At 62.4% G+C, this 24,568-nt stretch carries 17 protein-coding genes; 9 read left to right on the top strand and 8 right to left on the bottom strand.

Features of this window, described 5'->3' with window-relative positions; all coding sequences use genetic code 11:
* Positions 1–58 precede the first annotated feature (58 nt).
* Positions 59–697, top strand: a complete 639-nt coding sequence (locus ONR57_RS21560) for a DUF5701 family protein (protein ID WP_265125763.1) — start codon at positions 59–61, stop codon at positions 695–697.
* Between the two features lie 4 nt (positions 698–701).
* Here ONR57_RS21560 and puuE read toward each other — a convergent pair whose 3' ends face one another.
* Genes puuE through ONR57_RS21540 form a run of 4 tightly spaced genes read right to left on the bottom strand, consistent with a single transcriptional unit; the run spans position 702 to position 4,670 of the window.
* The gene (gene puuE / locus ONR57_RS21555; protein ID WP_265125762.1) at positions 702–1,616 is read right to left on the bottom strand and encodes an allantoinase PuuE; all 915 of its coding nucleotides are present in this window, start codon (positions 1,614–1,616) and stop codon (positions 702–704) included.
* Between the two features lie 4 nt (positions 1,617–1,620).
* On the bottom strand, positions 1,621–2,640 hold the full coding sequence (gene alc / locus ONR57_RS21550; protein ID WP_265125761.1) for an allantoicase: 1,020 nt from the start codon (positions 2,638–2,640) through the stop codon (positions 1,621–1,623).
* Positions 2,641–2,676: 36 nt separating this feature from the next.
* The gene (locus tag ONR57_RS21545) at positions 2,677–3,888 is read right to left on the bottom strand and encodes an HpcH/HpaI aldolase/citrate lyase family protein (RefSeq protein WP_265125760.1); all 1,212 of its coding nucleotides are present in this window, start codon (positions 3,886–3,888) and stop codon (positions 2,677–2,679) included.
* Positions 3,885–4,670, bottom strand: coding sequence for a Ku protein (locus ONR57_RS21540; RefSeq protein WP_265125759.1), 786 nt, complete (start codon positions 4,668–4,670; stop codon positions 3,885–3,887). The genes ONR57_RS21545 and ONR57_RS21540 overlap by 4 nt, the downstream gene beginning before the upstream one ends.
* Before the next feature lie 53 nt (positions 4,671–4,723).
* Between ONR57_RS21540 and ONR57_RS21535 the strand changes: the two genes are divergently transcribed.
* Positions 4,724–6,991 carry an ATP-dependent DNA ligase gene (locus ONR57_RS21535; protein ID WP_265125758.1) on the top strand — a complete coding sequence of 756 codons (2,268 nt, stop codon included), beginning with the start codon at positions 4,724–4,726 and terminating at the stop codon, positions 6,989–6,991.
* On the opposite strand, the gene ONR57_RS21530 is transcribed toward ONR57_RS21535, so the two are convergent.
* Positions 6,977–8,404 (bottom strand): glycosyltransferase 87 family protein, encoded by a 1,428-nt coding sequence (locus ONR57_RS21530; RefSeq protein WP_265125757.1) that lies wholly within the window; start codon positions 8,402–8,404, stop codon positions 6,977–6,979. The genes ONR57_RS21535 and ONR57_RS21530 overlap by 15 nt on opposite strands.
* A 109-nt stretch (positions 8,405–8,513) precedes the next feature.
* Between ONR57_RS21530 and ONR57_RS21525 the strand changes: the two genes are divergently transcribed.
* Both ONR57_RS21525 and ONR57_RS21520 read left to right on the top strand, forming a co-directional pair.
* Positions 8,514–9,185, top strand: a complete 672-nt coding sequence (locus ONR57_RS21525; RefSeq protein WP_265125756.1) for a hypothetical protein — start codon at positions 8,514–8,516, stop codon at positions 9,183–9,185.
* Between the two features lie 63 nt (positions 9,186–9,248).
* Positions 9,249–10,286 carry a DNA polymerase domain-containing protein gene (locus ONR57_RS21520; RefSeq protein WP_265125755.1) on the top strand — a complete coding sequence of 346 codons (1,038 nt, stop codon included), beginning with the start codon at positions 9,249–9,251 and terminating at the stop codon, positions 10,284–10,286.
* On the opposite strand, the gene ONR57_RS21515 is transcribed toward ONR57_RS21520, so the two are convergent.
* Positions 10,250–11,317 (bottom strand): alpha/beta hydrolase, encoded by a 1,068-nt coding sequence (locus ONR57_RS21515; RefSeq protein ID WP_265125754.1) that lies wholly within the window; start codon positions 11,315–11,317, stop codon positions 10,250–10,252. The genes ONR57_RS21520 and ONR57_RS21515 overlap by 37 nt on opposite strands.
* A 151-nt stretch (positions 11,318–11,468) precedes the next feature.
* Between ONR57_RS21515 and ONR57_RS21510 the strand changes: the two genes are divergently transcribed.
* A complete protein-coding gene (locus ONR57_RS21510; RefSeq protein ID WP_265125753.1) occupies positions 11,469–12,851 on the top strand; it encodes a wax ester/triacylglycerol synthase family O-acyltransferase in 1,383 nt (460 codons plus the stop codon).
* Positions 12,852–12,999: 148 nt separating this feature from the next.
* Positions 13,000–14,196 carry an acyltransferase family protein gene (locus ONR57_RS21505; RefSeq protein WP_265125752.1) on the top strand — a complete coding sequence of 399 codons (1,197 nt, stop codon included), beginning with the start codon at positions 13,000–13,002 and terminating at the stop codon, positions 14,194–14,196.
* On the opposite strand, the gene ONR57_RS21500 is transcribed toward ONR57_RS21505, so the two are convergent.
* Positions 14,193–14,753 carry a hypothetical protein gene (locus ONR57_RS21500; RefSeq protein ID WP_265125751.1) on the bottom strand — a complete coding sequence of 187 codons (561 nt, stop codon included), beginning with the start codon at positions 14,751–14,753 and terminating at the stop codon, positions 14,193–14,195. The genes ONR57_RS21505 and ONR57_RS21500 overlap by 4 nt on opposite strands.
* Positions 14,753–16,735 (bottom strand): M13 family metallopeptidase, encoded by a 1,983-nt coding sequence (locus ONR57_RS21495; protein ID WP_265125750.1) that lies wholly within the window; start codon positions 16,733–16,735, stop codon positions 14,753–14,755. The genes ONR57_RS21500 and ONR57_RS21495 overlap by 1 nt, the downstream gene beginning before the upstream one ends.
* A gap of 161 nt (positions 16,736–16,896) precedes the next feature.
* Here ONR57_RS21495 and ONR57_RS21490 point away from each other — a divergent pair, with 161 nt between their 5' ends.
* From ONR57_RS21490 to ONR57_RS21480, 3 genes are read left to right on the top strand one after another with little or no spacing between them, the layout of a single operon-like run.
* Positions 16,897–17,538 carry a hypothetical protein gene (locus tag ONR57_RS21490; RefSeq protein ID WP_265125749.1) on the top strand — a complete coding sequence of 214 codons (642 nt, stop codon included), beginning with the start codon at positions 16,897–16,899 and terminating at the stop codon, positions 17,536–17,538.
* A 27-nt stretch (positions 17,539–17,565) separates the two neighbouring features.
* On the top strand, positions 17,566–19,566 hold the full coding sequence (locus tag ONR57_RS21485) for a flotillin family protein (protein ID WP_265125748.1): 2,001 nt from the start codon (positions 17,566–17,568) through the stop codon (positions 19,564–19,566).
* Positions 19,563–24,563 (top strand): DNA repair ATPase, encoded by a 5,001-nt coding sequence (locus ONR57_RS21480; protein ID WP_265125747.1) that lies wholly within the window; start codon positions 19,563–19,565, stop codon positions 24,561–24,563. Before ONR57_RS21485 ends, ONR57_RS21480 begins: the two co-directional genes overlap by 4 nt.
* The last annotated feature ends 5 nt before the right edge of the window (positions 24,564–24,568 follow it).

Raw genomic sequence — 24,568 nt, 5'->3', positions numbered from 1 at the left:
TGGGAACTCTTTCTCGCGGATGCGCGTTCCTCAGTGGCCACGAACGGAAGGGGACCACGTGACCACATCCGCCCTGACAAGAATGGATGCCGAGAAAGAGTTCGACCGGCAGCGCGCCGTTCTCCACGACCTCCTCGTCGCGGAAGGACAATCAGCCGATGTTCTCGACGAGTTGAACGCGGTGCGCGAGGCGACGATCGACCAGGTGACAGGCGCTCTGGTGCCGGAATCTGCACGCGTTCCTTTTGCACTGGTACTCACCCGCGAGGTGCTGCCCGTCTCGCTGGCGGTGCCGCATCTGCGTCTCGGAAAGCAAGAGGGCTTCCTCTCCGCGGACACCGCGGACATCGACACGTTCAGCCCGATCGAGCAGGTCGGCATCCCGGAGCGCCCGGTGTATGCCGTCATTGACATCGATCGTGGCGCAGCGACCCGCAACTGGACACCTGACGAGGCCATGGCTCAGTTCGCGAAGGACAACCGCAGCCCGCTCACCGTGGAAGAAGGCACCGCGTTCCTGCTGCACTATCCGAAATCGCTGGAGAAGAACAATTGCTTTCAGATGCCCGGGTCACGATGTGGCGATCGCCGCGTGCCTGGTCTCTGGATTAGCAACCGCAAACCGAAACTTGGGTTCTGCTGGGCTGGCAACCGGCACACGTGGCTAGGCATCGCCTCCTGCGCCACGAGAATCTAACGTCTCACGACGCCGGGTGTACCCGCCGCCAATGCTCCGCGATATCGATGCGGCGGGCCACCCACGCGTCCGCGTGGTCCTGCACGTATTCGAGGAACCGTTCAAGCGCGGCGGCACGCGACGGACGGCCAACGAGCCGGCAATGCAAACCCACCGACAACATCTTCGGTGCCCCCTCCGCGCCTTCGCGGTACAGCACGTCAAACGCGTCGCGCAAGTGCGCGAAAAACTCGTCCCCATTCGCGAACCCAGCCGGTGACGAGAATCGCATATCATTCGTTTCCAGCGTGTACGGCACCACCAGATGGTTTGAGTAATCCTCGCCGACAGGTACTTTCACCCAATACGGCAAATCGTCCGCGTAGGAGTCCGCGTCGTACACGAACCCGCCGTGCTCAACAACCAGCCGCCGGGTGTTCGGTGAATCGCGACCGGTGTACCACCCGAGCGGCGCATTGCCGGTCAGCCGCTTGATGATCTCCACGGCTTCCGACATGTGCTGGCGTTCGGCGTCGATATCGGAATCCTGGTAGCTGATCCATCGCAGACCGTGACTGGCGACCTCATGCCCGAGTTCCCCAAACGCGGCCGCAGCCTCAGGGTTACGTTCAAGCGCCCGTGCCACCGCGAAAACCGTCAACGGCAGGCCGCGCCGCTCGAACATGCGCAGAACGCGCCATACGCCCGCACGTGAACCGTACTCGTACAGCGATTCCATACTCATATGCCGGTCTGGAAATGACTGTGCTGGAACGATGTCGGACAGGAATGTCTCGGAGCCAGCATCCCCGTCGAGCACACAGTTCTCGCCGCCCTCCTCATAGTTGAGGACGAACTGAACCGCGATCTTCGCGCCGCCCGGCCACTGCGGGTGTGGCGGATGCGGTCCGTAACCGATCAAATCACGAGGGTAAGCCACCACGTCACCTCGATTCGGCCAGGGCGGCGAGCCCGGCGGCTGTCAGTGTTCCCCACGCGCGGAACCTGCTGAGTCCGCCATCTGGGAAGATATCGAGCCGCAGGTCGGTGACTTTCGGGGCGTCGTGGACACGGAAGCGGTGGCGGGTATCCGGCTGCAACGTGACTCGGGGCAGCACGTCAACCCATTCGCCATGTGAGAGTCCCTGGACCGTCGCCGCGCCTGGTGCGTTGAAAAGGAAGCAGGTGGTGTCGAGTTCGAGGACGCGCAGTTCGCCCTCTCCCGCGAGGTGAATTTCGACCCAATCATTACTGGACTCCCATTCACCAGGGGCGAATCGCCGCCGCGCAGTTTCCCAGCCGTCGCCCATCACCCGTGCGTAGCCGGGCATCAGGAGGTTGTGCGGGGAACTGTAAAACCAGTTCGAGCAGCCGGTGACGTACGCGCCGTTTTCCAGAGCAGCGAGATCTACGGGTCCCGCCCGCAGAAACTCTGGGTCAGGCCGTCCATATCCGTGGACGCGCAGGCGCGCAACGCCACCGTCCGGGTACATCGTGAGCTTGACGTGCGTAAAGCGGCCCTCATTGGAAACTGCGAACAGGTTGGGCGAGTCACCCCGAACCGCAGCGCGGGGCACCACGGTTTCCCACGTCGAGTCGGTGCTCAGTTCGTCCGCGCTCGGGTAACCGGCCACCGTCGTTGCTTCAACGGAAATCTCGGGCGGATAATTGCCTTTGAAGAACGCGGTATCGACTACCACTCCGTGAATCACACCAGGCACGCCGAGGCGAACAATTGCCTCATCCTGCCCGGGCTCCCGCCGCCTGCGCGTCTCCCAGCCGTCGTACACCTGGCCCTTGTGGCCGAACGTCGCTGGGGAGAACCCTGGCGCGGTGGGGCGTATCAGGTTTTCTTTCTCCGCGAACGATTCGTCCGTCGCCCACACCACGGAGCCTCCCAGTGTCCGTGCCGCGAGATCAGGGAGTTGGGTGAACTCTGGCGCCTTTGATGGTGCGCTTCCCATGTTGTTCAAAAATCCTCCGGTACCGCAAAGTGGCGCTTATCTGGAAATATCGGGCAGCGTGCGCTGCACCAGCCCTTCCAGTATCTCTGTGCTGCTGTGTGGGCTCAGCGCGAGCACATCAGCTTCGCCGAACGCCCCGCAATCAAGACCCCGCAGAATCACCGTCGCAAGGGCCTCGGCAGTCGCTGGTTCGTCGACGACGCCGCCTGATCGGCGCTGCAAGTAGCTTTCGAGCCGTGGCGCGGCGACTTCGAGTGATTCCCAATAGAAATCGAACGTGGCTAGCCAGCGGGTCGCGAGATGGCCCGGGTGCATATCCCAGCCCTGCAAAAACCCGTACGCAAGCGACCGCTGCACGAGCCTGTGGTGGTTTCGCAGCGCCCCTGCCTGCTGCGCGGCATCTCCTGCCGGGACGATCTGAGTCGAACCGTCACAGACCCACACCCCGGTCTGCGCCGCGGCAACGAGCATCGCGGCTTTCGCGTGGTCGGCCACCGGGTGATCGAGAGACTGGTGCTGAGGCGCGATCCCGCACGCCGCACTGTAATCGTAGGTGCCGAAATGCAGTCCCGTGCAGCGCCCTTCAGACGCATGGACCGCGCGGGCGAGCGGCACTGTTCCGTCTGCGGCGAGCACGGCTTGCGGTGACTCGATTTGCAGCTCGAACTTCAGTGAGCCCTCATCGAGGCCATGCACGCGCTCGAACTCGCGGCACAGCGCCACCACTGCCGGCACCTGGTCGGCATGCCGCAACTTCGGGACTGTGAACACGAAACCAGCAGGGACGCCGCCGGCTCCCGCGAGCACCGCTTCGAGTGTCTGCACCAGCCGGTGCCGTTCGTGTGGGGCGAGTCCTTTGGGGCGAATACCGCACGCAAGCGGGCCGTCTGGCTGGCGGCAAAGACTTTGCAAGGCTTCGCCAGCGCGCAATGCGTGCCGATTCTCAATCGCGTCATCGTGCCAGCCGTAACCATCCTCGAAGTCGAACCGCAGATCGTGGATGGGCCGGTCGTTGAGCTGGGTGAGCACCCGCGGCAAGACACCGCGCTGGTCGAGCGAGGCGAGCAGCTCCTGATGATCGTCGGCTAAGCCCTGGGCCTGTGCTCCCCACGCCTGCGGCACACCTGCTGATGCGTCAGCACCGCTGACGTACACGGTGTGCGGTGGCTGGCCGCGCCGGAAGGGGACGGGATAGTGCTGATCGAGAAATGCGTCGACCGGCGCAAGCAAAGCGTCGAGGTTGATCATTTCTTCTGACTGCTCGCTTTCAGCGTCGCCTCAAGGGACGCAAGCAGATCCGAAACATCCTTGTCGAGTTCCTCAGCAGCAGGTTCGGGAGGTGTGTACGACTCGCCCTGAGCGAGCTTGTTCTCGATGAGTTCGCGCAACTTTTCCTGATACTCATCGGTGTGCTGGTCAGGCTCGAAGTCTTTCGTCATGGCATCGACAACCTGTTTGGCCATGTCAAGCTCAGCCTTGCTGATCTTCGCCTCCTTTTCGAGTGACGAGAACTCTGGGTCGCGGATTTCATCCGGCCACAGGAGCGTCTGCACAGTGAGGGTTTTGCCTTTGACGCGCAGAGCGGCAAGCCGTGTTTTGTTACGCAACGCGAAATGCGCGATCGCGATGCGGTCGGTGTCTGCGAGCGTCTTCTGGAGCAGCTGGTACGCCTTTGTGGATTTGCCGTCCGGTTCCAGGTAGTAGGACCGATCGAACATAAGCGGATCAATTTGCTCGGCGGGAACAAATTCCACGACTTCGATCTCTCGCGTGATGTCGGCGGGAATGCTCGCGAGGTCCTCGTTGGTGATGATCACCATCTCGTCATCCTCGGATGTATAGGCTTTGGAGATGTCGCGAAATTCGACCTGTTTGCCGCATTCTTCGCAAACACGGCGGTATCTGATGCGCCCCCGGTCTTCAGCGTGCACCTGGTGGAAACTGATGTCGTGGTCCTCCGTGGCTGCGTAGACCTTCACGGGCACGTTTACGAGCCCGAAAGTCAGTGCACCTTTCCATATAGAGCGCATGATCTTAGTATTGCCCACAACCTGTTCCGGGGACACCCAGCGGAAGGGTCTGAATGTCGAAACTCGTCATCGACGGATACACAATCGCCGTCACCCACCTCGACAAAGTTCTTTATCCGGAAACAGGAACGACAAAAGGTGAGGTGATCGCGTACTACGAAGCGATCGCGCCGGTGATGCTGACTCATATCCGCGACCGGCCCGCAACGAGAAAACGATGGCCTGACGGGGTCGCAGCCGCGCCGTTCTTCGAGAAGAACATTCCGTTCTCTGCGCCGGACTGGATACCGCGGCTACCGCTGGAACACAAGAGCCGAACGGTCACCTATCCACTGCTGAACTCTACGGCCACACTAGTCTGGATTGGCCAGCAAGCCGCGCTGGAAGTGCATGTACCCCAATGGATTGCGCGCGCGGGCAAGGCGGGGCCTGCGAATCGAATCGTATTCGACCTCGACCCTGGCCCAGGCACCACACTCGCCGACTGCGCGGCTGTAGCCCGCCGTATCCGGGAGATCTTCCGCAGCCTCGGCTTGCAGGTCCACCCAGTGACGTCCGGCAGCAAGGGCCTGCACTTGTATGTGCACCTTGACGATCCAGTGTCCTCACCCCAAGCGTCGAAGGTGGCGCAGTCGGTGGCCGCGAGCCTCGAGAAGGAAACACCTGAACTCGTCACTGCGACAATGTCAAAGGCCGCACGGCCGGGAAAGGTGTTTGTCGACTGGAGCCAAAACTCTGCAGCGAAAACGACAATCGCGCCGTACTCGCTGCGCGGTCTGGCCCGTCCGTACGTTGCGGCGCCGCGAACGTGGGACGAACTGGACGATCCGGAGCTCGCGCACCTCACTTTCTCAGAGGTTCTGGGTCGCGTTGACGAGTTGGGTGACCCCTTGTCTGCGGAACCGCACAAAGTGGCAGCTTCAGGTCCTGACCGGCTCGCGTTATACCGCGCGAAACGGGACCGGGCGCTTACGCCCGAACCCGTTCCGGACACCCAGGACGATCCGGGGGAAGAACACGGTGAGCCGGCGTTCGTCATCCAGGAACACCACGCCCGCCGGCTCCACTACGACTTTCGCCTCGAACGGGACGGTGTGCTTGTGTCGTGGGCAGTGCCCAAAAACATCCCCGAATCACCGGATGTCAACCACCTGGCTGTCCACACTGAAGACCATCCACTGGAGTACGGCAGCTTCAGCGGCGAGATACCCAAGGGCCAGTACGGCGCAGGCGAGGTGTACATCTGGGATCACGGGACGTACACACTCGAGAAGTGGCGTGACGATGAGGTGATCGTCGAGCTGCACGGCGAGCGTGCGCAGGGCCGGTACGCGCTGATCAAAACCGGGGGCAAAAACTGGCTGATGCACAAAATGAAAACGGAGGCTGAGAAAGCGGTCCGCGGGCGCGGTGTGCCGCGGGGCCTGTCTCCGATGCTTGCGAAGTCCGCGGCCATCACTGGGCTCGACTCCGCCGAATGGGCCTTCGAAGGCAAATGGGACGGCTACCGGGCGATCGCGGAAGTGGGAGCCGACGGAGTGCGTCTCCTCAGCCGCAGCGGCCTCGACATCACCCGCGACTATCCGCAGCTGCGCCAACTCGCGGATGAACTGCGCGGCCATGAGGTTGTGCTCGATGGGGAACTCGTGGGGTTCGATGCGGGCGGCGTCACCAGTTTTTCGCGCTTGCAGGAAGCGCCGCGTGAAGCCACATATCTCGTGTTCGACGTGCTGTATCTCGATGGCACGATGCTGACGCGGAAGCCCTGGTCGGACCGGCGAAAGGTGCTGGAGGTGATCGCTGGTCTGCTGCACTGTGCAACCGTTCCGCCACTGCTCACGGGTACAGCGGAAGAGGCGATCGAGGAATCGGAGAAGCAGGGCTGGGAGGGCGTCATCGCAAAGCGCCGCGACTCGCTGTATCTGCCGGGCCAGCGCAGCACTGCGTGGCTCAAGCACAAGAACTGGCGCACACAGGACGTGATCGTCGGGGGCTGGAAACCCGGGGAAGGGGGTCGTGGCGGGGGAATCGGTGCGCTGCTCGTGGGCGTGGAGCGTGGCGGTGAGCTTCGCTATGCGGGACGAGTGGGGACGGGCTGGTCCGAGAAGCAGCGGACCGGCCTGTTGCAGCGGCTCAGTGAACTTGAACAGGGTCATAGCCCGTTCGCGGACTGGGACACCGAACCGGAATCCAGGAACAAGCAACTGCGCGACGCGGTGTGGGTGCGCCCCGAACTCACCGGTACCGTTCGCTTCCAGGATTGGACAACTGCAGGACGGCTTCGCCACCCGGTGTGGCTGCGCGGCTCAGTGCCAGGCTGAAATCTCCGGGCGCTCACGCGTGATGTGGAGCGTGTCCGGCGCAGGAGGGTTGTGCGACCGAACCGGCTCGGCGGCGGCCGCGGGCTGGTTCAGATCACCGTCGCGATGTTTTGCTCGAGATCGCTTGCGGAGCGCGCCGGTGAGGAAAACTGCGACGACGATGATAACGATGATGAGATAGACGAGCGGGTAAGCCACCCTGACAAGCGTCACCAGGCCGGGCTGTGGCGGCAACAGCATGAACGTGCCGATCGCATAGAACACACCCGTGGGCTGACGTTCGTCAATGAACTCCTGAATCCAGCACGCAGCAACAAGGTACAGGGCTATCGGCAGTAGCCAGGCTAAACGCGCGGCAACTGCGCGGTGCTGGACTCGCACGGCGTAGTCACACAGGATGATCAGCAGCGGGACGAACCACACCCAGTGGTGGCCCCATGAAAACGGAGACACCATGCATGCGGTAAGCCCAGTCAGAGTCAGCGCTAGCAGTTGGTGCCCCGCCCGATGTGCCAGCCAGATCGCGGTGAGACCGAGGAGCAGCACCACGACGGTTGCCGCGCCGACAGCCGCGAGTGGCGGTTCCGGCACCCGCAAGAGATGGGCTAGCGCGCCCGTTATTGACTGGTTGGCCGGCGAGTTGATTTCGCCGACACGTTCTGATTGCAGCATGGTGCCTTGCCAGAACGTCAGTGCATCGCGCGGAATGACCAGGAATCCGACGGCGACTGTGGCGGCGAAAGCCACTGCTCCCGTGACGAATGCCCGCCACTGTTTGGTGAGCGCCAGATAGACGAAGAAGAAGCCGGGGGTCAGTTTGATCCCTGCCGTGATGCCCACTGACCACCCTCGAAGCGCACTACCGTGCCGGCGGGTGAGATCCCAGATCAATAGTGCCATCAGTATGAGGTTGATCTGCCCATACCAAATGGTGGTTCGAACCGGCTCCAGCCACGTCACAATGAAAGCGAGATAGGTGCTGACTACCAGTAGTTGCCAGCTGACGCGGTATCCCAACGCGCGCCAGGAAAGCACGATGGTCAGCCAGAGTGCGCCGATCGTTGCCGCGGACCATGCTGCGATGAGAATTGTTTTCCCGAAACTGGCGATCCAGGCCACTCCAGTGAACAGCACTGCAGCGAACGGCGGATACGTGAAGGGTAAGTCTGTGAGGACGTTGCCGTCGTAAAGCGGCACGCCCTCGCGAACCCGAACGCCGCCCGCGCCGTAGACGAGAACGTCGACCATGTTCTGGAAGAGTCCCCAATGCTGCGCCGAAATCGGAACGGCACGAATATGGAGCACCACCACGAAGACCGAACCGAGGAGCAGGCCTGCATGTGCCCACAAAGGGATGCGGAACTCTCTCAGATCGCTGTGCGACCGTGTCGCACCCGCAGCGGCGATAGCCATTAAACCCCCTGGACAGAGCTCATTCGCTCAGCATGTAGGTTAACTCCTTAACACGGGAAAACCGAACCCGGAAACGCCGATTTCGTCACTCCCGTACACAATGTGGTGTATGGCAACGACACCTAAAGCCGCAAAGCCGACAACACATCTCACGGATGAACAACTGCGTGAACTCGCGGACACTGTGGCAGCTGGCAAACGCGCCACGGTCTACCTGCGTGAACCGCTGCCGGGACAGGGTCTCGAAGCGGGCGCGTCCGCCCGGGTGGTCGCCGTCGATGGGCGTACGGTGATTGTTCGCCCGCGCGGCGTCGATGACGAGATTCCATTCGAAGCTGAGGAGCTGCGCCGCACCAAGGCGGCCCCCGCTGAACCAAAGAAAGCCCCGCCAGCCAAATCCAGCACCCGGAAGGCGCCCAGCAAACGCGCGGCCGGGGCCCCCGCCGAACCGCCCCGGCCTCCGGAAGTATCAGTGCCGGCACCCGTGCGCCGGCGCGCAGCCAGCAAAGCGGGCCCTTGCGCGCTCATTCTCCGGTCCGATGAATCCGGCGAGTGGACACTTGAGGTGGAGCGGCCGGGTGGGCAGCAGCTCAAGCCCGCACGCATCCAGCCGGATGTTGTGGTGCGTGCGGTGCGCGAGCTGCAAAACCCGGCTGCCGTCAAGACTGTCGAAAACGCCTTAAGCGCCGCGCGTGAGGCCGCTGCCAAGCGCGTCGACGAACTGAAAAGGAAACTCCAGGAAGCGGAGTCCGCGCTGAATTCGCTGGACAGCGACGGCTAGCGGATCCGCTGACTGGACCCGGTTTGCCACCCGAAGCAACTGATCTCGGGCAGTATTGGCGGCATGAGCGCGGAAATGCTGGACGTCGGTGGTACGCAGGTGCGGTTGTCGAATCCTGACAAGATCTATTATCCGCGGCTCGGTGCGTCTGGCGGCACGAAGCGGCATCTGGTGGAGTACTACCGTGCCATGGCTGATATTTCCGGGCAGGGGCCGATCCTCGCTGCGTTGCGTGACCGTCCGACAAACCTGCAGCGGTTCCCGGACGGCGTCGAAGGCGAGGAGATATACCAGAAGCGTGTACCGGCGCGGCGCCCGGACCACGTGAAGTCGTGCACGGTGACGTTTCCCTCGGGCCGAACGGCGGAGGCGTTGCGCGTGACCGCTGCAGCCGACGTCGTGTGGGCCGCGAACCTGGGGACAATTACCTTTCATCCGTGGCCGGTGTTATGCACTGACACGGACAGGCCCGATGAGCTGCGTGTGGACCTCGATCCTCAGCCGGGTACCGGATTCTCCGAAGCACGGACCATTGCTCGAGATGTCCTCAACCCGATATTAGGAGAGCTGGGGTATGAGGGCTTTGTGAAGACGTCGGGCGGCCGCGGCATACACGTCACGGTGCCGATCGAGCCTCGCTGGGACTTCATCCAGGTACGCAGGGCGGGGATTGCCCTCGCCCGCGAAGTGGTCCGCCGCAGTGACGACCTCGCCACCGCGGCATGGTGGAAGGAAGAGCGCGGTGAACGCATCTTCATCGACTACAACCAGAACGCGCGCGACCGCACCGTTGCCTCGGCATATTCGGCGCGCAAGACGCCAATCGCGACAGTCTCCGCGCCACTGACGTGGCAGGAACTTGATGCTGCGGATCCGGATGAGTTCACGATCTCGACGGTGCCGGGTCTCGTGAGCGAGCGGGGCGATCCGCACGCGAATCTGCACGAGCGTCAGTACTCACTTGACCCGTTGCTTGAGTGGTTTGCGCGCGATGACGACAACGGGGAGGGTGAACTCCCGTATCCACCGAACTATCCGAAAATGCCAGGCGAGCCGAAGCGTGTTCAGCCGAGCAAGGACCGTGACCGGCCGAAGGACTGAATGGGGACCGACTCGCGCACGAAGCGGCCGATTTCGCGAATCGCGCGTGACGATTCCGGGACAAGTCCGGCAGCGGCCTGGAACACGTGGACTTGGCGTTCCCACACCTGCAAGCTGACGTCGACGCCGTAATGCGACAGCCGTTCCGCCATGATCTCGGAGTCGGAGTAGAGCATTTCGGTGGAGCCTACCTGCAGGAGTGTGGGCGGCAGGCCGCTGAGATCACTATCCACGGGGCATACTCGTGGGCCTGGCTCGCCGCCAATGAGCAAGCGCTGTTCCACGCGGTCGGCATACTCCGTGAATACGTTGAGGACATCTGCGGCGAACAGCGCGCACTTGGTCGAGTTTTCGTGCGCCAGCTTCGATGCGGGATTCAGGTTCGTAAGAGGGGACAGCGCAACGAGCCCGGCTGGCATGGGCATGCCTTGCGCCCGCAAGGCCAGGGTGACCATAAACGTGAGATACCCGCCAGCCGAATCGCCCGCGATGACGATCTGGTCGGGCCGGTAACCGCGCCGCAGCAGCCAGCGGTACGCGGACACGCCGTCTTCGATGGCGTGGTTGATCGTGTGCCGCGGCAGCATCCGGTAATCAACGCTGAGTACTGGGGACTGCGCCGACGCAGAGATCAGCGAGACCATGCGCCGGTGGGTGCGGAGGCCGCAGGTGACGAATGCGCCACCGTGCAGATAGAGGACAACGCGATGAGTGTTGACGTCCTCAGCGCGGACCCATTCGGCTTTGCACTGGGGTAACTGGACGGGCCGGTATCGGGTGCCGGGTACCGGAGGCAAGACCGAACCGGCGAGGTCAACGATGCCAGTCGGCCACGGCAGGTGTGGCCATTTCGCCCACACGGACAAGAACGGCCGCACTGTGAGTCGCAACGTCGACGCGAGGGCTACCGCCTGTAGGCTGACGCCGACATAATTCTCGCGCACGATGTGGGAGTGCTGCGGAAATGCCTGCGCGGTCGCGGTGTTCCCCACGAGACGGAGGGGGCGCGTGTGACGCATGTGGTTAGACATCACTCTGTCGCCTCCGTTCGTCGTCGTACGGGTCAGGTCGATGTAATGTACAACGGATCATCGTGAAAAGCATCACTTCGTTACGTAGTTGTTTCTTAAACGTTTCGTATGTGACCAGCGGTCCACGGCGCTCTGGGGGGAAGGCGAACGAATGGCTCTGATGCTGCCGCAAGACTTTATGTTTCTTGCAATTGAGAGTCGTGAACATCCCATGCATGTTGGTGGACTCGAACTCTTTTCTCCGCCGGAAGGTGCTGGGGCCGAGTTTGTCCGCGAACGCTACCAGCAGCTACTCGACACGCCGGAGGTCGCGGATAAATTTCGGCGCCGCCCCGGCACGCCTTTCAATACGCCGAGAAATCTCTTCTGGACTACCGACAGCGATATCGATCTCGACTATCACGTCCAGCTTTCCGCGCTGCCGCAGCCGGGCCGCATACGCGAGCTGTTCGCGATGACGTCCCGGTGGCACAGCTCGCTGCTGGACCGCCACCGGCCGCTTTGGGAAGCGCACGTTATCGAAGGCCTCGAAGACGGCCGGTTCGCCGTCTACACGAAGGTTCACCACGCGCTCATCGACGGGGTGTCTGCGCTCCGGACGCTGCAGCGGGTGCTCCTCGAAGATCCGGAGGCTGTGGGGACGCCGGCTCCGTTTGCGCCGCAGACGCGAAAGCAGAAGGCCGGGAAAACGGCCGTATTCAACCCACTGGGTCTCGCCAAAGCTGGCGCCGACCTCGTTGGTGACGTCGCGGGCGGGGTTCCGGCTGCTGCTCGCATCAGCTGGCAAGCAGTGCGCGAACGCGACATGGTGCTGCCACTGCGCGCCCCCCGCACCATGTTCAATGTTCCGATCGGAGGGGCGCGCCGGTTCGCCGCACAATCCTGGCCGATCGAGCGGATCAGGGAAGTGGGGAAAGCGACCGAGTGCACACTCAACGATGTTGTCCTTGCGATGTGTGGCGGCGCACTGCGTGACTACCTGATCTCTCAGAACGCGCTGCCTGACGAACCTCTCATCGCGATGGTGCCGGTCTCGCTGCACAGCCTCGTCGCTGAGTCCAATGGCGGCAACGCGGTGACAAGCGTTCTCGCCAACCTCGGAACCCACCTCGAGGACCCTATTGACCGTCTCGAATGCATTACGAATTCGATGCGTCAGGCGAAGCGAATGCTTACCGGATTGAGTCCTTTGCAGGCGATGGCTGTGGGTGCTTTCATGGTCGCTCCACTCGCGTTTGCCCCGTTTCCGGGGTATGTTTCGCACGCTCCGCCGCCGTTCAATATTGTGATCTCGAACGTTCCAGGGCCTAAGAAGCCGCTGTACTGGGATGGCGCCCGCCTCGACGGGATCTACCCGCTGTCGATCGCAATGGACGGCTTGGCGCTGAACATCACACTGACCAGCAATGCTGGGAACCTGGATTTTGGTGTTGTCGGCTGCCGGAAGTCGGTGCCGCACCTGCAGCGGATCCTCACTTACTTAGACGATGCACTGGTGTCTCTGGAACAACGAGTAGGTAAAGAAACCGCATAGTTTTCTTTGTGACTTTCACTGCACCGGTCTTCCGCTCTCCGGCCTGGGCTTTTACCCTTTTCTCAGGTCGGAGCGCCGCGATTCACCTGTTTTCCGCGTCGGCGCGCAACTCTCCCCGACTAAAAACAGACAAAAGGGAGATGGTGGAATGCTGGCGTCACCGCAGAAAGGTACCGCACTGGCTGGTTCAGTCGCGGTGTCCGAACCGCGGCCGAGCGGCGCCGGTTCCGCACCCGAGGTAGCTGGCGCGCGCCTGCTCGACGACCGTCAGCCGCCCACGCGCGCCGCCACGCACCACGTGGCGGCGAAAGGGAAACAGCCGCGTGTGCAGTGGGTGGACATCGCGAAAGGCATGACCATCGTTCTCGTCGTGCTGCTGCACGCCGTGAACATGCTCGTCACCAAGGACCTCGCGCCGGATTTCTGGCGCACTATCAACGGCGTGCTGCAACCGATCCGCATGCCGCTCTTTTTTGTGGCGTCCGGGTTGTTCGCACAAGGCATGATCGCGATGACGTGGCCAAAGATGCTGCGCAGTCGCGTCGCCCACCTCTTCTACCTATACGCGCTGTGGCTGGTCGTCTTCTTCGCCGTCCACAACGTTTTGCCCGCTGAAGTCCGGCATGACGGGTACGCAACCCTCGCGAATATCGTGAGCGGGCTATACATACCGAATAGCGCGCTGTGGTTCATCTACGGCCTGGCAGTCTTCGCGGTCGCCGCGAAGCTGATCACCAAACTGCCGGTAGCTGTTCAGCTGGGTGTGGCGGTAGCACTGAATATCTATTCCCAGTACTTCCCGGTTGTCAGCTGGTCGTGGAACAACCTGGCTGAGTACTTCGTGTACTTCCTGCTCGGCCTGCACCTGCGAACCGTGATTATCCGGATCAGTAACCGGAACACGCTGCTCTGGATCTCCGCTTCGGTGGCGCTCTACGCAGGCATCTACTACCTCCTCAAGGAAGCCCTGCCCGTCGGAGTACCTGGGCTGAAAGTCGTGCTTACGACGGCGGGTCTCGTCGCGGGTGTGCTCGTCGCGTCACGCCTCGCCGGTACCTGGTTCGGGGGGCTACTCAACACCGTCGGCAAGAACACACTGCCCGTGTATCTGATGCTCGACATCGTGATCGCGATACTCGTTTACGGCCTCATCAAGGTGCCGATCGTCGCAGAGTTGCCCGCGCTTCAGCTGGCGACACCTGCGCTTGTGGTTATCGCCACGATCATGCTGGCGCTGTACCTGCACAAAGCACTTGTTGCGATGCGACTGACGTGGCTCTTCGAACTGCCGCCCAAGCTGCGGGGCACTGCGCCGAAAGGCCCTGCGCTGGCGAAAAGCGCTTAGGCTTCCGGGGCCGAACGGCCCGAGCTTGGGGGTGCAGGCGGACGGCGACGAAATGGGAACCGGGCGACCAGGTCACCCACGGTGGTCCCCGGTGCGACGAGGTCTTGCAGCGTAGCGATTCGGGCGTTCAGCATATCCAGGGCAGGGCCGATGCGGTCCAAGGCCGGCCCTAGGCGATCGAGGGTGTCGGTCAGCGCAATGAGCCGTTCAAGGGTGTCGCGTTCGGTGACTTTCGCGAGTAGGCCTTCGCGTTCAAGGAGTCTGTCGAGCGGACCGTCACGCTCGATGAGCCGCTCGACGACGCCGTCTTCCCGGGCGAGTTGCTCCAGCAGGCCGCCCCGCTGAAGCAACCGGTCTACCGGCCCGTTGGGATCCAGCATGCCGCTTTGCACGATGTGCTGCAGGACGGATAGCTGGCCGCGGACATCGACAGTGTGGACGGTCTCGGTAGCCCGGCTGCTGATGCCGGTAATGGCGTGGGCGGCTGTCTCGCGTGCAGCGGCGGCGATCGATTCCGCGGCTCGCAGTGGCACGCTGAACAGCCCAAACATTGCCACTACCAGATCTTTACGCGCTGGTCAGGATCGAGGAACAGCGCGTCACCCTCCTTGACATCAAACGCTTCGTAGAAGTCGTCGATGTTGCGGATCACGCCGTTGCACCGGAACTCCGGCGGGGAGTGCGGATCCGTTGCCAGGCGACGCTCAGCCTCTTCGTTGCGGACCTTCGTCCGCCATACTTGAGCCCAGCCGAAGAACACCCGCTGCAGGCCCGTGAGGCCATCTAGCACGGGCGGCTCTGAACCATTGGTGGCGATCTTGTATGCCTTCAATGCGATAGCGAGGCCACCCAAATCGCCGATATTCTCCCCGATAGTGAAGTCGCCATTCACTTTCTTGCCAGGCAATGCCTTGGGCTCAAATGAGCTGTATTGCGCAATGAGTTCGGTTGTCCGCACGCCGAATTCTTTGCGGTCCTGCTCTGTCCACCAATTCACCAGATTGCCATCGCCGTCGTATTTTGATCCCTGATCGTCGAATCCGTGCCCGATCTCGTGTCCGATGACCGCGCCGATGCCGCCGTAGTTGGCTGCATCGTCAGCCTCGAGGTCGAAGAACGGTGGCTGCAGAATGGCAGCGGGGAAGACGATTTCGTTCATCCCGGGGTTGTAGTAGGCGTTGACGGTTTGGGGAGTCATGAACCACTCCCCACGGTCTACCGGGCCACCGAGCTTCGCAAATTCACGGTCATGTTCCGCAGCGCTGCCCCGGCACACGTTGCCGTAGAGGTCCGTGCGATCGATGACGACATTCGAGTAGTCCTTCCACGCATCGGGGTAGCCGATCTTTGGTGTGAACTTCTCCAGCTTCCGCAACGCCGCTTGGCGTGTCTCCGGGCTCATCCATTCGAGAGTGGTGATGCTTTGCCGGTACGCTTCGATAAGCGTGTCGACGAGTTCCTGCATGCGCGACTTTGCTGTGGGAGGGAAGTGCTGCTCGACGTACAGCTTGCCGACCGCCTCACCCAGCAGGTGCTCGATGAGCGATACGCCTCGCTTCCAGCGGTCTCTGATTACCTCCGCGCCGCTCAGGGTGCGACCGTGAAAATCGAAGTTGGCTTCGACAATATCGTCGGTGAGATATGGCGCGCGGGTGTTGACAATTCGCCACTTCAGCCACGCTTTCCAGCTGTCGAGCGGCAACGTGGACCATAGTTCGCTCAGTGTGCGCAGGTAATCGGGCTGCCGAACGACGACTTCAGCGAAGTGAGATTCGGTGGCGCTTAGCCCTTGAATCCAGCTCCGCCAGGGAAAACCAGGGGCAGTCACGACGAGTTGATCGAGGGTGAAGAGGTTGTAACTGAGCTCGGCATCCCGCCGCTTCACCACGTCCCAGTGCCCAGCGGCAAGCTGCCGCTCTAGTTCGTAAACCTGCGAGGCGGCCGCCGGTGTCTCACAAAGCGAGAACATCCGGTCGATGTGTGCAACGTACTTGTCCCGGATCTCGGCGTACTGGCCGTCACGGTAGTACGACTCGTCGGGCAGGCCGATGCCGGATTGCGAAAGATAGACGAGGTAGCGGTCACTCTTCTTCGCGTCGGTATTGATGTAATAGCTGATGGCACCGCCCGCGCCCGCGCGCTGCAGTGACCCCATGAGTTCTGCGAGTGCCTCCGGGCTGTCTGCCGCCTCGACCATCTCGAACTCGGCGTGCAGCGGCGCAAGGCCGCGCTCGCCGATGCGCGCGACATCCATAAAGCTCGCGTACAGCCCGCCGATACGGCCCGCGTCGGAGTCTGGCTCTTCCACGGCGGCCGCAGCGTTTTCGATAATCGCGCGCACATTCTCTTCAGCCTCATCGAAGAGCTTGCGGAACGCGCCGTCGAGAGCCCGGTCCGCCGGGATCACGTGCTCCGTCAGCCATTTGCCGTTGACGTGCTCGAACAGGTCGTCCTGCGGGCGCGTCAATGGGTCACGATGGTCAAGGTCGATCCCGGACTTCACGCCGGCCTGGACTTGCGGTTCAAGTGCGCTACTCACCCCACCATCTATACCTGGTTAGCGCAGGCAGCGGCTAGCGGTAATTGGGTTGGTGCCAGCGAATTCTCGTACCAGTTGTGAGGCGCTGCCGAGTGTGCAACGATCCAAACCCGGGGGTAATGGCGCACGGCGGCGCGATGACGGCAGAGGGGGCCAGCACAATGAGCGGTTTGCTGGACGCTGCGTTCAGTTTTCCCGCCGTCATTTTCACCTTCGCATTTTTCGTGGTGGTCGCTTACTGGCTCCTCGTCCTCGTTGGGGGTGCCGGTCTCGACGTCTTGGACGGCGACGCTGATACGGACGCAGCGCCGGGCTGGCAGCAGGGGCTCGGCCTCGGTGGCGTTCCGGTGACGATAGCGTTGTCGTTCTTCGTGATAATTGCCTGGCTGGCTAGCATCGTCGGCGGCGTTCTTCTGATGGACAGCGCAGTGAGCGGCGCCGGCCTCGTGGCCGCTCTGATTGGCGTCCTGGTGTTTGCGCTATGCATTGCCATGGTGGGCACACGTGTGTTGATTGCGCCGCTCAAGCGTGTGTTTCATCAGGTGCCGGCGCAGTCGCGCGCTGATTTCGTGGGGAAGATATGCGTCGTCAGAACCTCCAGTGTGGGGCCTGATTTTGGGCAGGCGGAGGTGACGTCACCGGATGGATCGTCCGCGATCGTCCAGGTCCGTCAAACCGCCGAACATGCGCAGGAGACACCGCTGCGAGCGGGAAGCTCTGCTTTGATTTACGACTACGACGCTGATGGCGAGTTCTTCTGGGTCGCGCCAGTAGATCCCGCGCTCGACACGTTCAGGCCGTAGCGAGGCCCGGAGGAAAGAGGAAACACTGTGGATACGATCGCTGCCGGCTTAGGTGTGGTCATAGCGGCCATCCTGCTCACCGTATTAGCGGTGATCTTCATGGTGACGCGCCTCTACCGCAAGGTGCCGCAAGGCAGCGCATTGATCGTCTCGAAGCTGAAGAAGGTTGACGTCACCTTCACCGGCGCTGTGGTGCTGCCCATCCTGCACAAGGCCGAAACGATGGACATCTCGGTCAAGACGATGGAAATCGAGCGCAGCGGCCACGATGGCTTGATCTGCCGCGACAACATTCGCGCGGACATCAGGATCACGTTCTTCGTTCGCGTCAACAAGACCATCGAGGACGTCATCAAGGTGGCACAAGCCATCGGTACCGAGCGGGCGAGTGACCAGTCCACGCTGCAGGCCCTGTTCAACGCCAAATTCTCGGAAGCGCTGAAGACGGTTGGCAAGCACCTCGACTTCGAAGACCTGTACACCAAACGGGACGAGTTCCGTGATCAGATCGTCCGGGTAATCGGCACCGATCTCAATGGTTACAGTCTCGAAGACGCCGCGATCGACTACCTCGAGCAGACTCCGATGTCCCAGCTCGATCCGAAGAACATTCTCGACGCGCAGGGCATTCGTAAGATCACCGAACTCACGGCGATCGAGAACGTCCGCACGAACGACTACCGGCGCAACGAAGAAAAAGAGATCACCCGCCAGAACGTCGAAGCGCGGGAAGCGATTCTCGAGCTGGAGCGGCAGCAGGCTGACGCGGAAGCGAAACAGCGCCGGGAAGTTGAAACGGCGGTAGCGCGTGAGGAGGCTGAAACACAGCGTGTGCAGGCGGAAGAGCGGCTCAAGTCGGAAGGCGCTCGCATCCGCACCGAGGAACAGATTGGTGTGCAGGCCCAGAACCAGCAGCGCGAGATCGCGGTTGCTGAAAAGAACCGCGAACGCGTCATCGCGGTCGAAACCGAGCGCATCGAGAAAGACCGCCTGCTCGAAGTGATCAACCGCGAGCGCGAAACCGAGCTGCAGCGCATCGCTAAGGACCGTGAGGTCGAAACGGAACGCCGCTCGGTGTCGGAGGCGACACGGGAACGGATCGCCGTCGATAAGACTGTCGCGGAGCAGGAAGAGAGCATCAACCGGCTGCGCGCCGTCGAAGCTGCGGAGCGTGACCGCCAGGCGATCGTCATCCGCGCCGAAGCCGAAGCACAAGAAAACCTCGTTAAAGACATCAAAGCTGCCGAAGCGGCAGAGGCGGCGGCGAAACACAAAGCGAAAGAACGTCTCACGCTTGCCGAGGCAGCCCAGCAGGCTGCCGAGCTTGAAGCGCGCGCCAAGATCCGGCTCGCTGAGGGACAGCAGGCCGAAACAGCGGCCCAGGGTCTCGCTGAAGTTCAGGTGCGTGAACGCGATGCGGACGCGATCGAAAAGGTCGGCCGCGCGGAAGCCCAGGTTGACCGCGAGAAGGCACTCGCCGCTGCCGACGCTGTCCGGGAAAAGCTGAAAGCCGAGTCGGAAGGTCTCACTGAGAAAGCTGACGCGATGGCGAAGCTCGATGCTGCGACCCGGGAGCACGAAGAGTACCGGCTGCGACTCGAACTCGAGAAGGACGTTCGGCTCGCGGGAATTGATGTGCACAGGCAGGTCGCTGAACACCAAGCCGCTGTGCTCGCAGCCGGTCTCAAAGAGGCCGACATCAACATCGTCGGCGGTGAGAGCGTCTTCTTCGACCGCCTCATGGGATCCATCGCGCTCGGCAAGGGCGTCGACGGATTCGTCAACAACTCCGAAGTCGCTCAAGTCCTCGGCAAAGACTGGCTGGATGGGACGCAGAGCTTCGCCGGAGACCTGTCGCGGGTCCTCGAATCGGCCGGGACGGAAGACGTCAAGAACCTCACCGTTTCTGCCCTCCTCTTGAAGCTCATCAACCAGGGCGGCCCGCAGGCAGAAGGTTTGCGCCAGTTGCTCGGCAACGCGCGGAAGCTCGGGCTGGCCGACGTCCCGGTGGCAAACGCTAAGCCATGACGTCGTCCACACCGGTCAGCTCACCCGAAGCCCGGACTGGCGAGGCCGAACTTGAGGGCGGCACTTATGAGGTGCTGCGCAGCCGACTCGCCCAGCACGCGGCAGAACTCGCCCGCCGAGCGGAAGCACTCAACGCGAGACGCGTCGAGGTGTTCGGCGGATCAGAACTCCGCCTGATCGGAACCGAACGCATCCGGACTGAACACAACTGCGTCCCTCGCGACATTGTGGCGCTCCCATCAGGGGGCGAGGGTGGCCTCATGCTGTTCGGCTACAACGTGTTCATTGGCCTGAAGCCGGAAACAACTGTCGACGACGTCTTCTCGCTGCACCGATTCGTACGGGACGGTGATACGTTCCGCTTCGACGAAGCTCCCGACGAGATGCCAGGCTTGTTGCGGGACAGCACCTTTCAGCGGCACTTCGCTGAGCTGTACCGCTACTATCGCGAAACGCGACTGCTGCAGCTTCGACGAGTGGAAGGGAAGCTGCTCGCAATCTTCCAAACCGGTGTGCGCACCGAAGATGTCAAGGTGCTGAGGTGGCGAATCAGCACCGACGGCACCGTCACGTATTTGGATAACCGCGGCGAACGCGATCACGTCTTCCCGGCGCAGCACGACTTCGAGTGGACTGAAACCACCCGCGACGACCACGTTCTGGGCCGCCATCCGCATATCTCGATTCGCGGCCAGGTGTTCGTTGAAACTGTTGGCGGCAACCTCACGATCAAGGTCGAAGACAACTCGGAGAGCGGCGAGGGCATTTATCAGGAGCCCGTTGACGAGCCGCTCCAGAGCCTCGCCGATGCGGACGTCCACTTCGCGGAGGTGGGTCCGCTCATCTTGCTGAAGATCCGGCCCTACAACGAGAAGATCTGGCGCTATCTCGTTTTCAACACCCGCACGAAAGACATTGAGCGTCTCGACGGAATCGGGCAGGCGTGTCGCCGACTGCCCGAGGATCAGGGCCTGATCTTTCCAGGCGGCTATTACCTTGAAACCGGAAGCGCACGCACGTTCGACACCGATACGGCGGACCTCGAGTTCGAGCGTGTGATTCGCTCCGGAAACGGTGAGGATGTCCTTTACGTCTTTCACGCCCGGAAAGAGGGGCGCACGCTGCTGCTTCCCTACAACGTCATCCGGAAAGAAGCCGCGAATCCCGTTCCGTGCCATGGGTATTCGCTGTTCGATGACGGCACGCTCGTGGTGTTCCGGGCAGACTCGGATGAGCCCACTCGCGTCCACCCGATGCAGGTGTGGCAAACCCCGTACGAATCCGACGTCTACGCTGCGGCACAGCCCGCAGGCACGGGACCGCTGGAACGTATCGGCAATGCCGACCTCGTGCGCGGTATCTCCGACTGCCTTTCCCTCGCCCGTATGGTCGGTGAAATGACACCAGCCACAGCGGTGTTCGAAGCGATGATCGCCGCCGCCACGCGGGCAAGCGATCACTATCACTGGCTTGGCAGTGAGGAAGCGGGCGACCTGCTCCAGCCCTTACGTGACCTCAAAGAGACCGCCGAGCGGGTGATCGACGAATTCGAAAAGGTGTCGGCGCTCACGGCTCAGGCAGACCGCGCAGTGGATGAGTCTGAAGCCGAAATCGCCTCACTTATCCGGATCAGCCGGGGGAGCGCGCCCCGGTCAGCCGACGGCTGGGTAACGCTGCTCGCCGACCTCCGCAAACAGCAAGGCCACCTCATCACGCTGCGCGATATGCGCTACGTGGACACAGCGCGTCTCGAGGGGCTCGACGAGCAGCTGTCAGAGGCGCTCAGCGACTCGGGCCGCCGCGCAGTCGAGTTTCTCAGCGGTGACGACGCGTTCGACAGCTTCCACCGCGACATCAGTCAGCTCATCGATGATGCGGACAGCATCGACACCGTCGCGTCGGCCCAGCCGATTACCGCGCGACTCGCGGAGCAAGCTGATGGTCTGCAGGTCGTGACGCAGATTGTCTCGTCACTGGAGATCGGTGACGCGGTAGTGCGCACCCGGATCCTCGAACGAATCGGGGAGGTGCTCGCAGGCGTCAACCGTGCTCGCGCCACGGTTGAATCCCGCCGGAAAGAACTGCTGACGCGCGAAGGCCGCGCGGAGTTCGCTGCCGAGTTCGGGCTACTGGGGCAAGCGATCACGGGAGCACTTGCAGTGGCGGACTCCCCGGATGCATGCGACGAACAACTCGGCCGCCTGCTGCTGCAACTCGAAAACCTCGAATCCCGGTTCAGTGAGTTCGACGAGTTTCTCGACGAACTGAGCACCAAACGCGAGGACGTATACGAGGCCTTCTCCTCACGTAAACAGGCACTGCTGGACGAGCGGTCCCGGCGCGCGGACCGGCTCGCGGACTCTGCGCAGCGCATCATCGCCTCCGTCAGCCGCCGCGTCGCGGGGATGAACACGGTCGACGAGGTAAACACATACTTCGCGTCAGACCCGATGGTGGCGAAACTCCGCAGCCTCGCCGGTGACCTGCGGGAAATCGGCGACTCGGTCCGCGCGGAAGAGATCGAGGGCCGCATCAAAGCCGCGCGGCAAGAGGCCGGCCGGTCGCTGCGGGACCGTCAGGACCTTTACGCCGACGGTGGCGAAACCATCCGATTGGGGAAGCACCGGTTTGCCGTCAACACGCAAGCCATGGACCTCACACTCGTGCCACACGGTGCTGACGGTGACACTCGTATGGCCTTCGCGATCACCGGCACGGACTACCGGGCGGACGTCACAGACCCGGAGTTTGCGCAGACAGCGCCCTACTGGAACCAGCTGCTCGTATCGGAGACGAACGATGTGTACCGCGGCGAATACCTCGCTGCGGCGCTGCTTGCTGAGGCGGAGCGTGGTGGCACGGCCGACGAACTGCGCGAAGCCCTCGTCGCGGACGGGGAGCTAGAGGCCCTCGTCCGGCGCGCTGCGGAGGCACGCTATGACGAAGGCTACGAGCGCGGCGTCCACGACCATGATGCGGCACGCATACTGAGCGAGGTCCTGCGTCTTCATGCGGGTGCAGAGTTGCTGCGATACTCGCCGGGTGCGCGCGCGGCAGCCCAGCTTTTCTGGGCTTATGGGCCGGACGGTCCGGGTGCCGAACAATTCTCGGCGTGGGAGACCCGCGCTGCATCGTTGCACCGGGCCCGCAACGTTTTCGGCCGCACCGAAGCTGTGGACGCACTCGCAGACGAACTATCCGCAGCTGTCACGCGCTTCAGTGCGGCCCACGACATTCTCGTTGCACCGGGTGATCAGGAACTCGTGGGCGAGTATTTGTTTGAAGAGCTGGCTGCTGGTTCCGCGCGCTTTGTCAGCAGCAACGGTGCCCGCACCCTGCTGGACCGTTTCCATCGTGCCCTCGGCGGCGCGGCCGCAAAGTCCAGGATGGATTTCGACGAGGATTTGCGAGCACTGGAAGGCGACGTGTCCGCGCGTCTGCAGTTGGTGCGTGCATGGCTGACTGCATTCATCGCCACGCGCGACTCCGCACCCGATGAAAGCGCCGCAACCGAAGGCGACCTCGCGGAAGCTGTCGCGATAGAAGTCACCGGCACCCGTCTCGACCGGTACGAATCGTCTGCGAGTATCACCGGCACTGCCGAACCGATGCTGGGATCGCACCCCCGCATTCAAGGCCGGAAGCTGACCTTCCGGCTCGACGAATTGCTGGCGAGGACCGGGCATTTCCGCGCGGTTCGCGTCCCGGGATACCGTGCTTTCCAGCGTCAGCGCAACGAGCTGGTCGTCAGGGAACGGAAGCGGCTGCGTCTCGACGAGTATGCGCCCACCGTGATGAGCGGTTTCGTGCGCAACAGGTTGCTCGATGACGCGTATTTACCGCTGATCGGTGACAACCTCGCAAAACAACTCGGAGCAACCGGGGATGGCCGCAGAACCGACCAGTCAGGTCTGCTGCTTCTCATCAGTCCACCCGGGTACGGCAAGACGACGCTGATGGAATACGTCGCTAACCGGCTCGGGGTCGTATTCGTCAAGGTGAACGGCCCAGCGCTCGGACATCATGTCACCTCCGTCGACCCCGCGGAAGCGCCGAACGCGACGGCCCGGCAAGAAGTTGAAAAGATCAACTTTGCGCTCGAGATGGGCAACAACGTCCTGCTGTACCTCGACGACATTCAGCACACCTCCCCTGAACTGCTGCAGAAATTCATTTCTCTGTGCGACGCCCAGCGCCGGATGGAAGGCGTGTGGAACGGGCGTACTCGCACCTACGACATGCGAGGCAAGCGATTCGCGGTGTGCATGGCCGGTAACCCCTACACGGAGCAAGGCAAACGGTTCCGGATTCCCGACATGCTCGCCAACCGCGCTGACGTATGGAACCTTGGCGACGTCCTGTCCGGCCGGGAGGACTTGTTCGCCCTCAGCTACATCGAGAACGCACTGACGTCGAATCAAGTGCTCGCACCGCTCGCGGCGCGTGAGCGCTCAGATATCGACCTGATCGTCCGTCTCGCCCGCGGCGACAGCACCGCCCGGCCAGATCAGCTGCAGCACCCGTATTCGGCCGCGGAAATGGACGAAGTGCTCGCTGTGATGAAGAAAATGCTGCGCGTTCAGCAGGTCGTGCTGGCGGTCAACCAGGCATACATCGCGTCCGCGGCAACCGCTGATGCTAACCGGACAGAGCCGCCGTTCCAGCTGCAGGGCTCATATCGCAACATGGGGAGACTGGCGGAGCGCATCGCCCCCGTCATGAACGACGAAGAACTCGAAGCCGTCATCGACGACCATTACCTCGGTGAAGCGCAAACGCTGACCTCGGGCGCCGAATCCAACCTGCTCAAGCTCGGCGAGATCCGCGGTCGGCTTACTCCCGAACAGCAGCGGCGCTGGGAAACTGTCAAGGAAGGCTTCCGGCGTGCGCAGGCACTCGGCGGTGCGGAGGACGACCCGGTCACACGCGCGGTCGGGGCAGTCGGCCTGCTTGCGGACCGCGTCGGCGGAATCGAATCGGCTATTCGAGAACGGTAACGGCG

Origin of the sequence: Hoyosella sp. YIM 151337 (assembly GCF_026041215.1) — a bacterium.
GTDB lineage: Bacteria > Actinomycetota > Actinomycetes > Mycobacteriales > Mycobacteriaceae > Hoyosella.
This window is presented reverse-complemented; position numbering and strand designations above follow the sequence as displayed.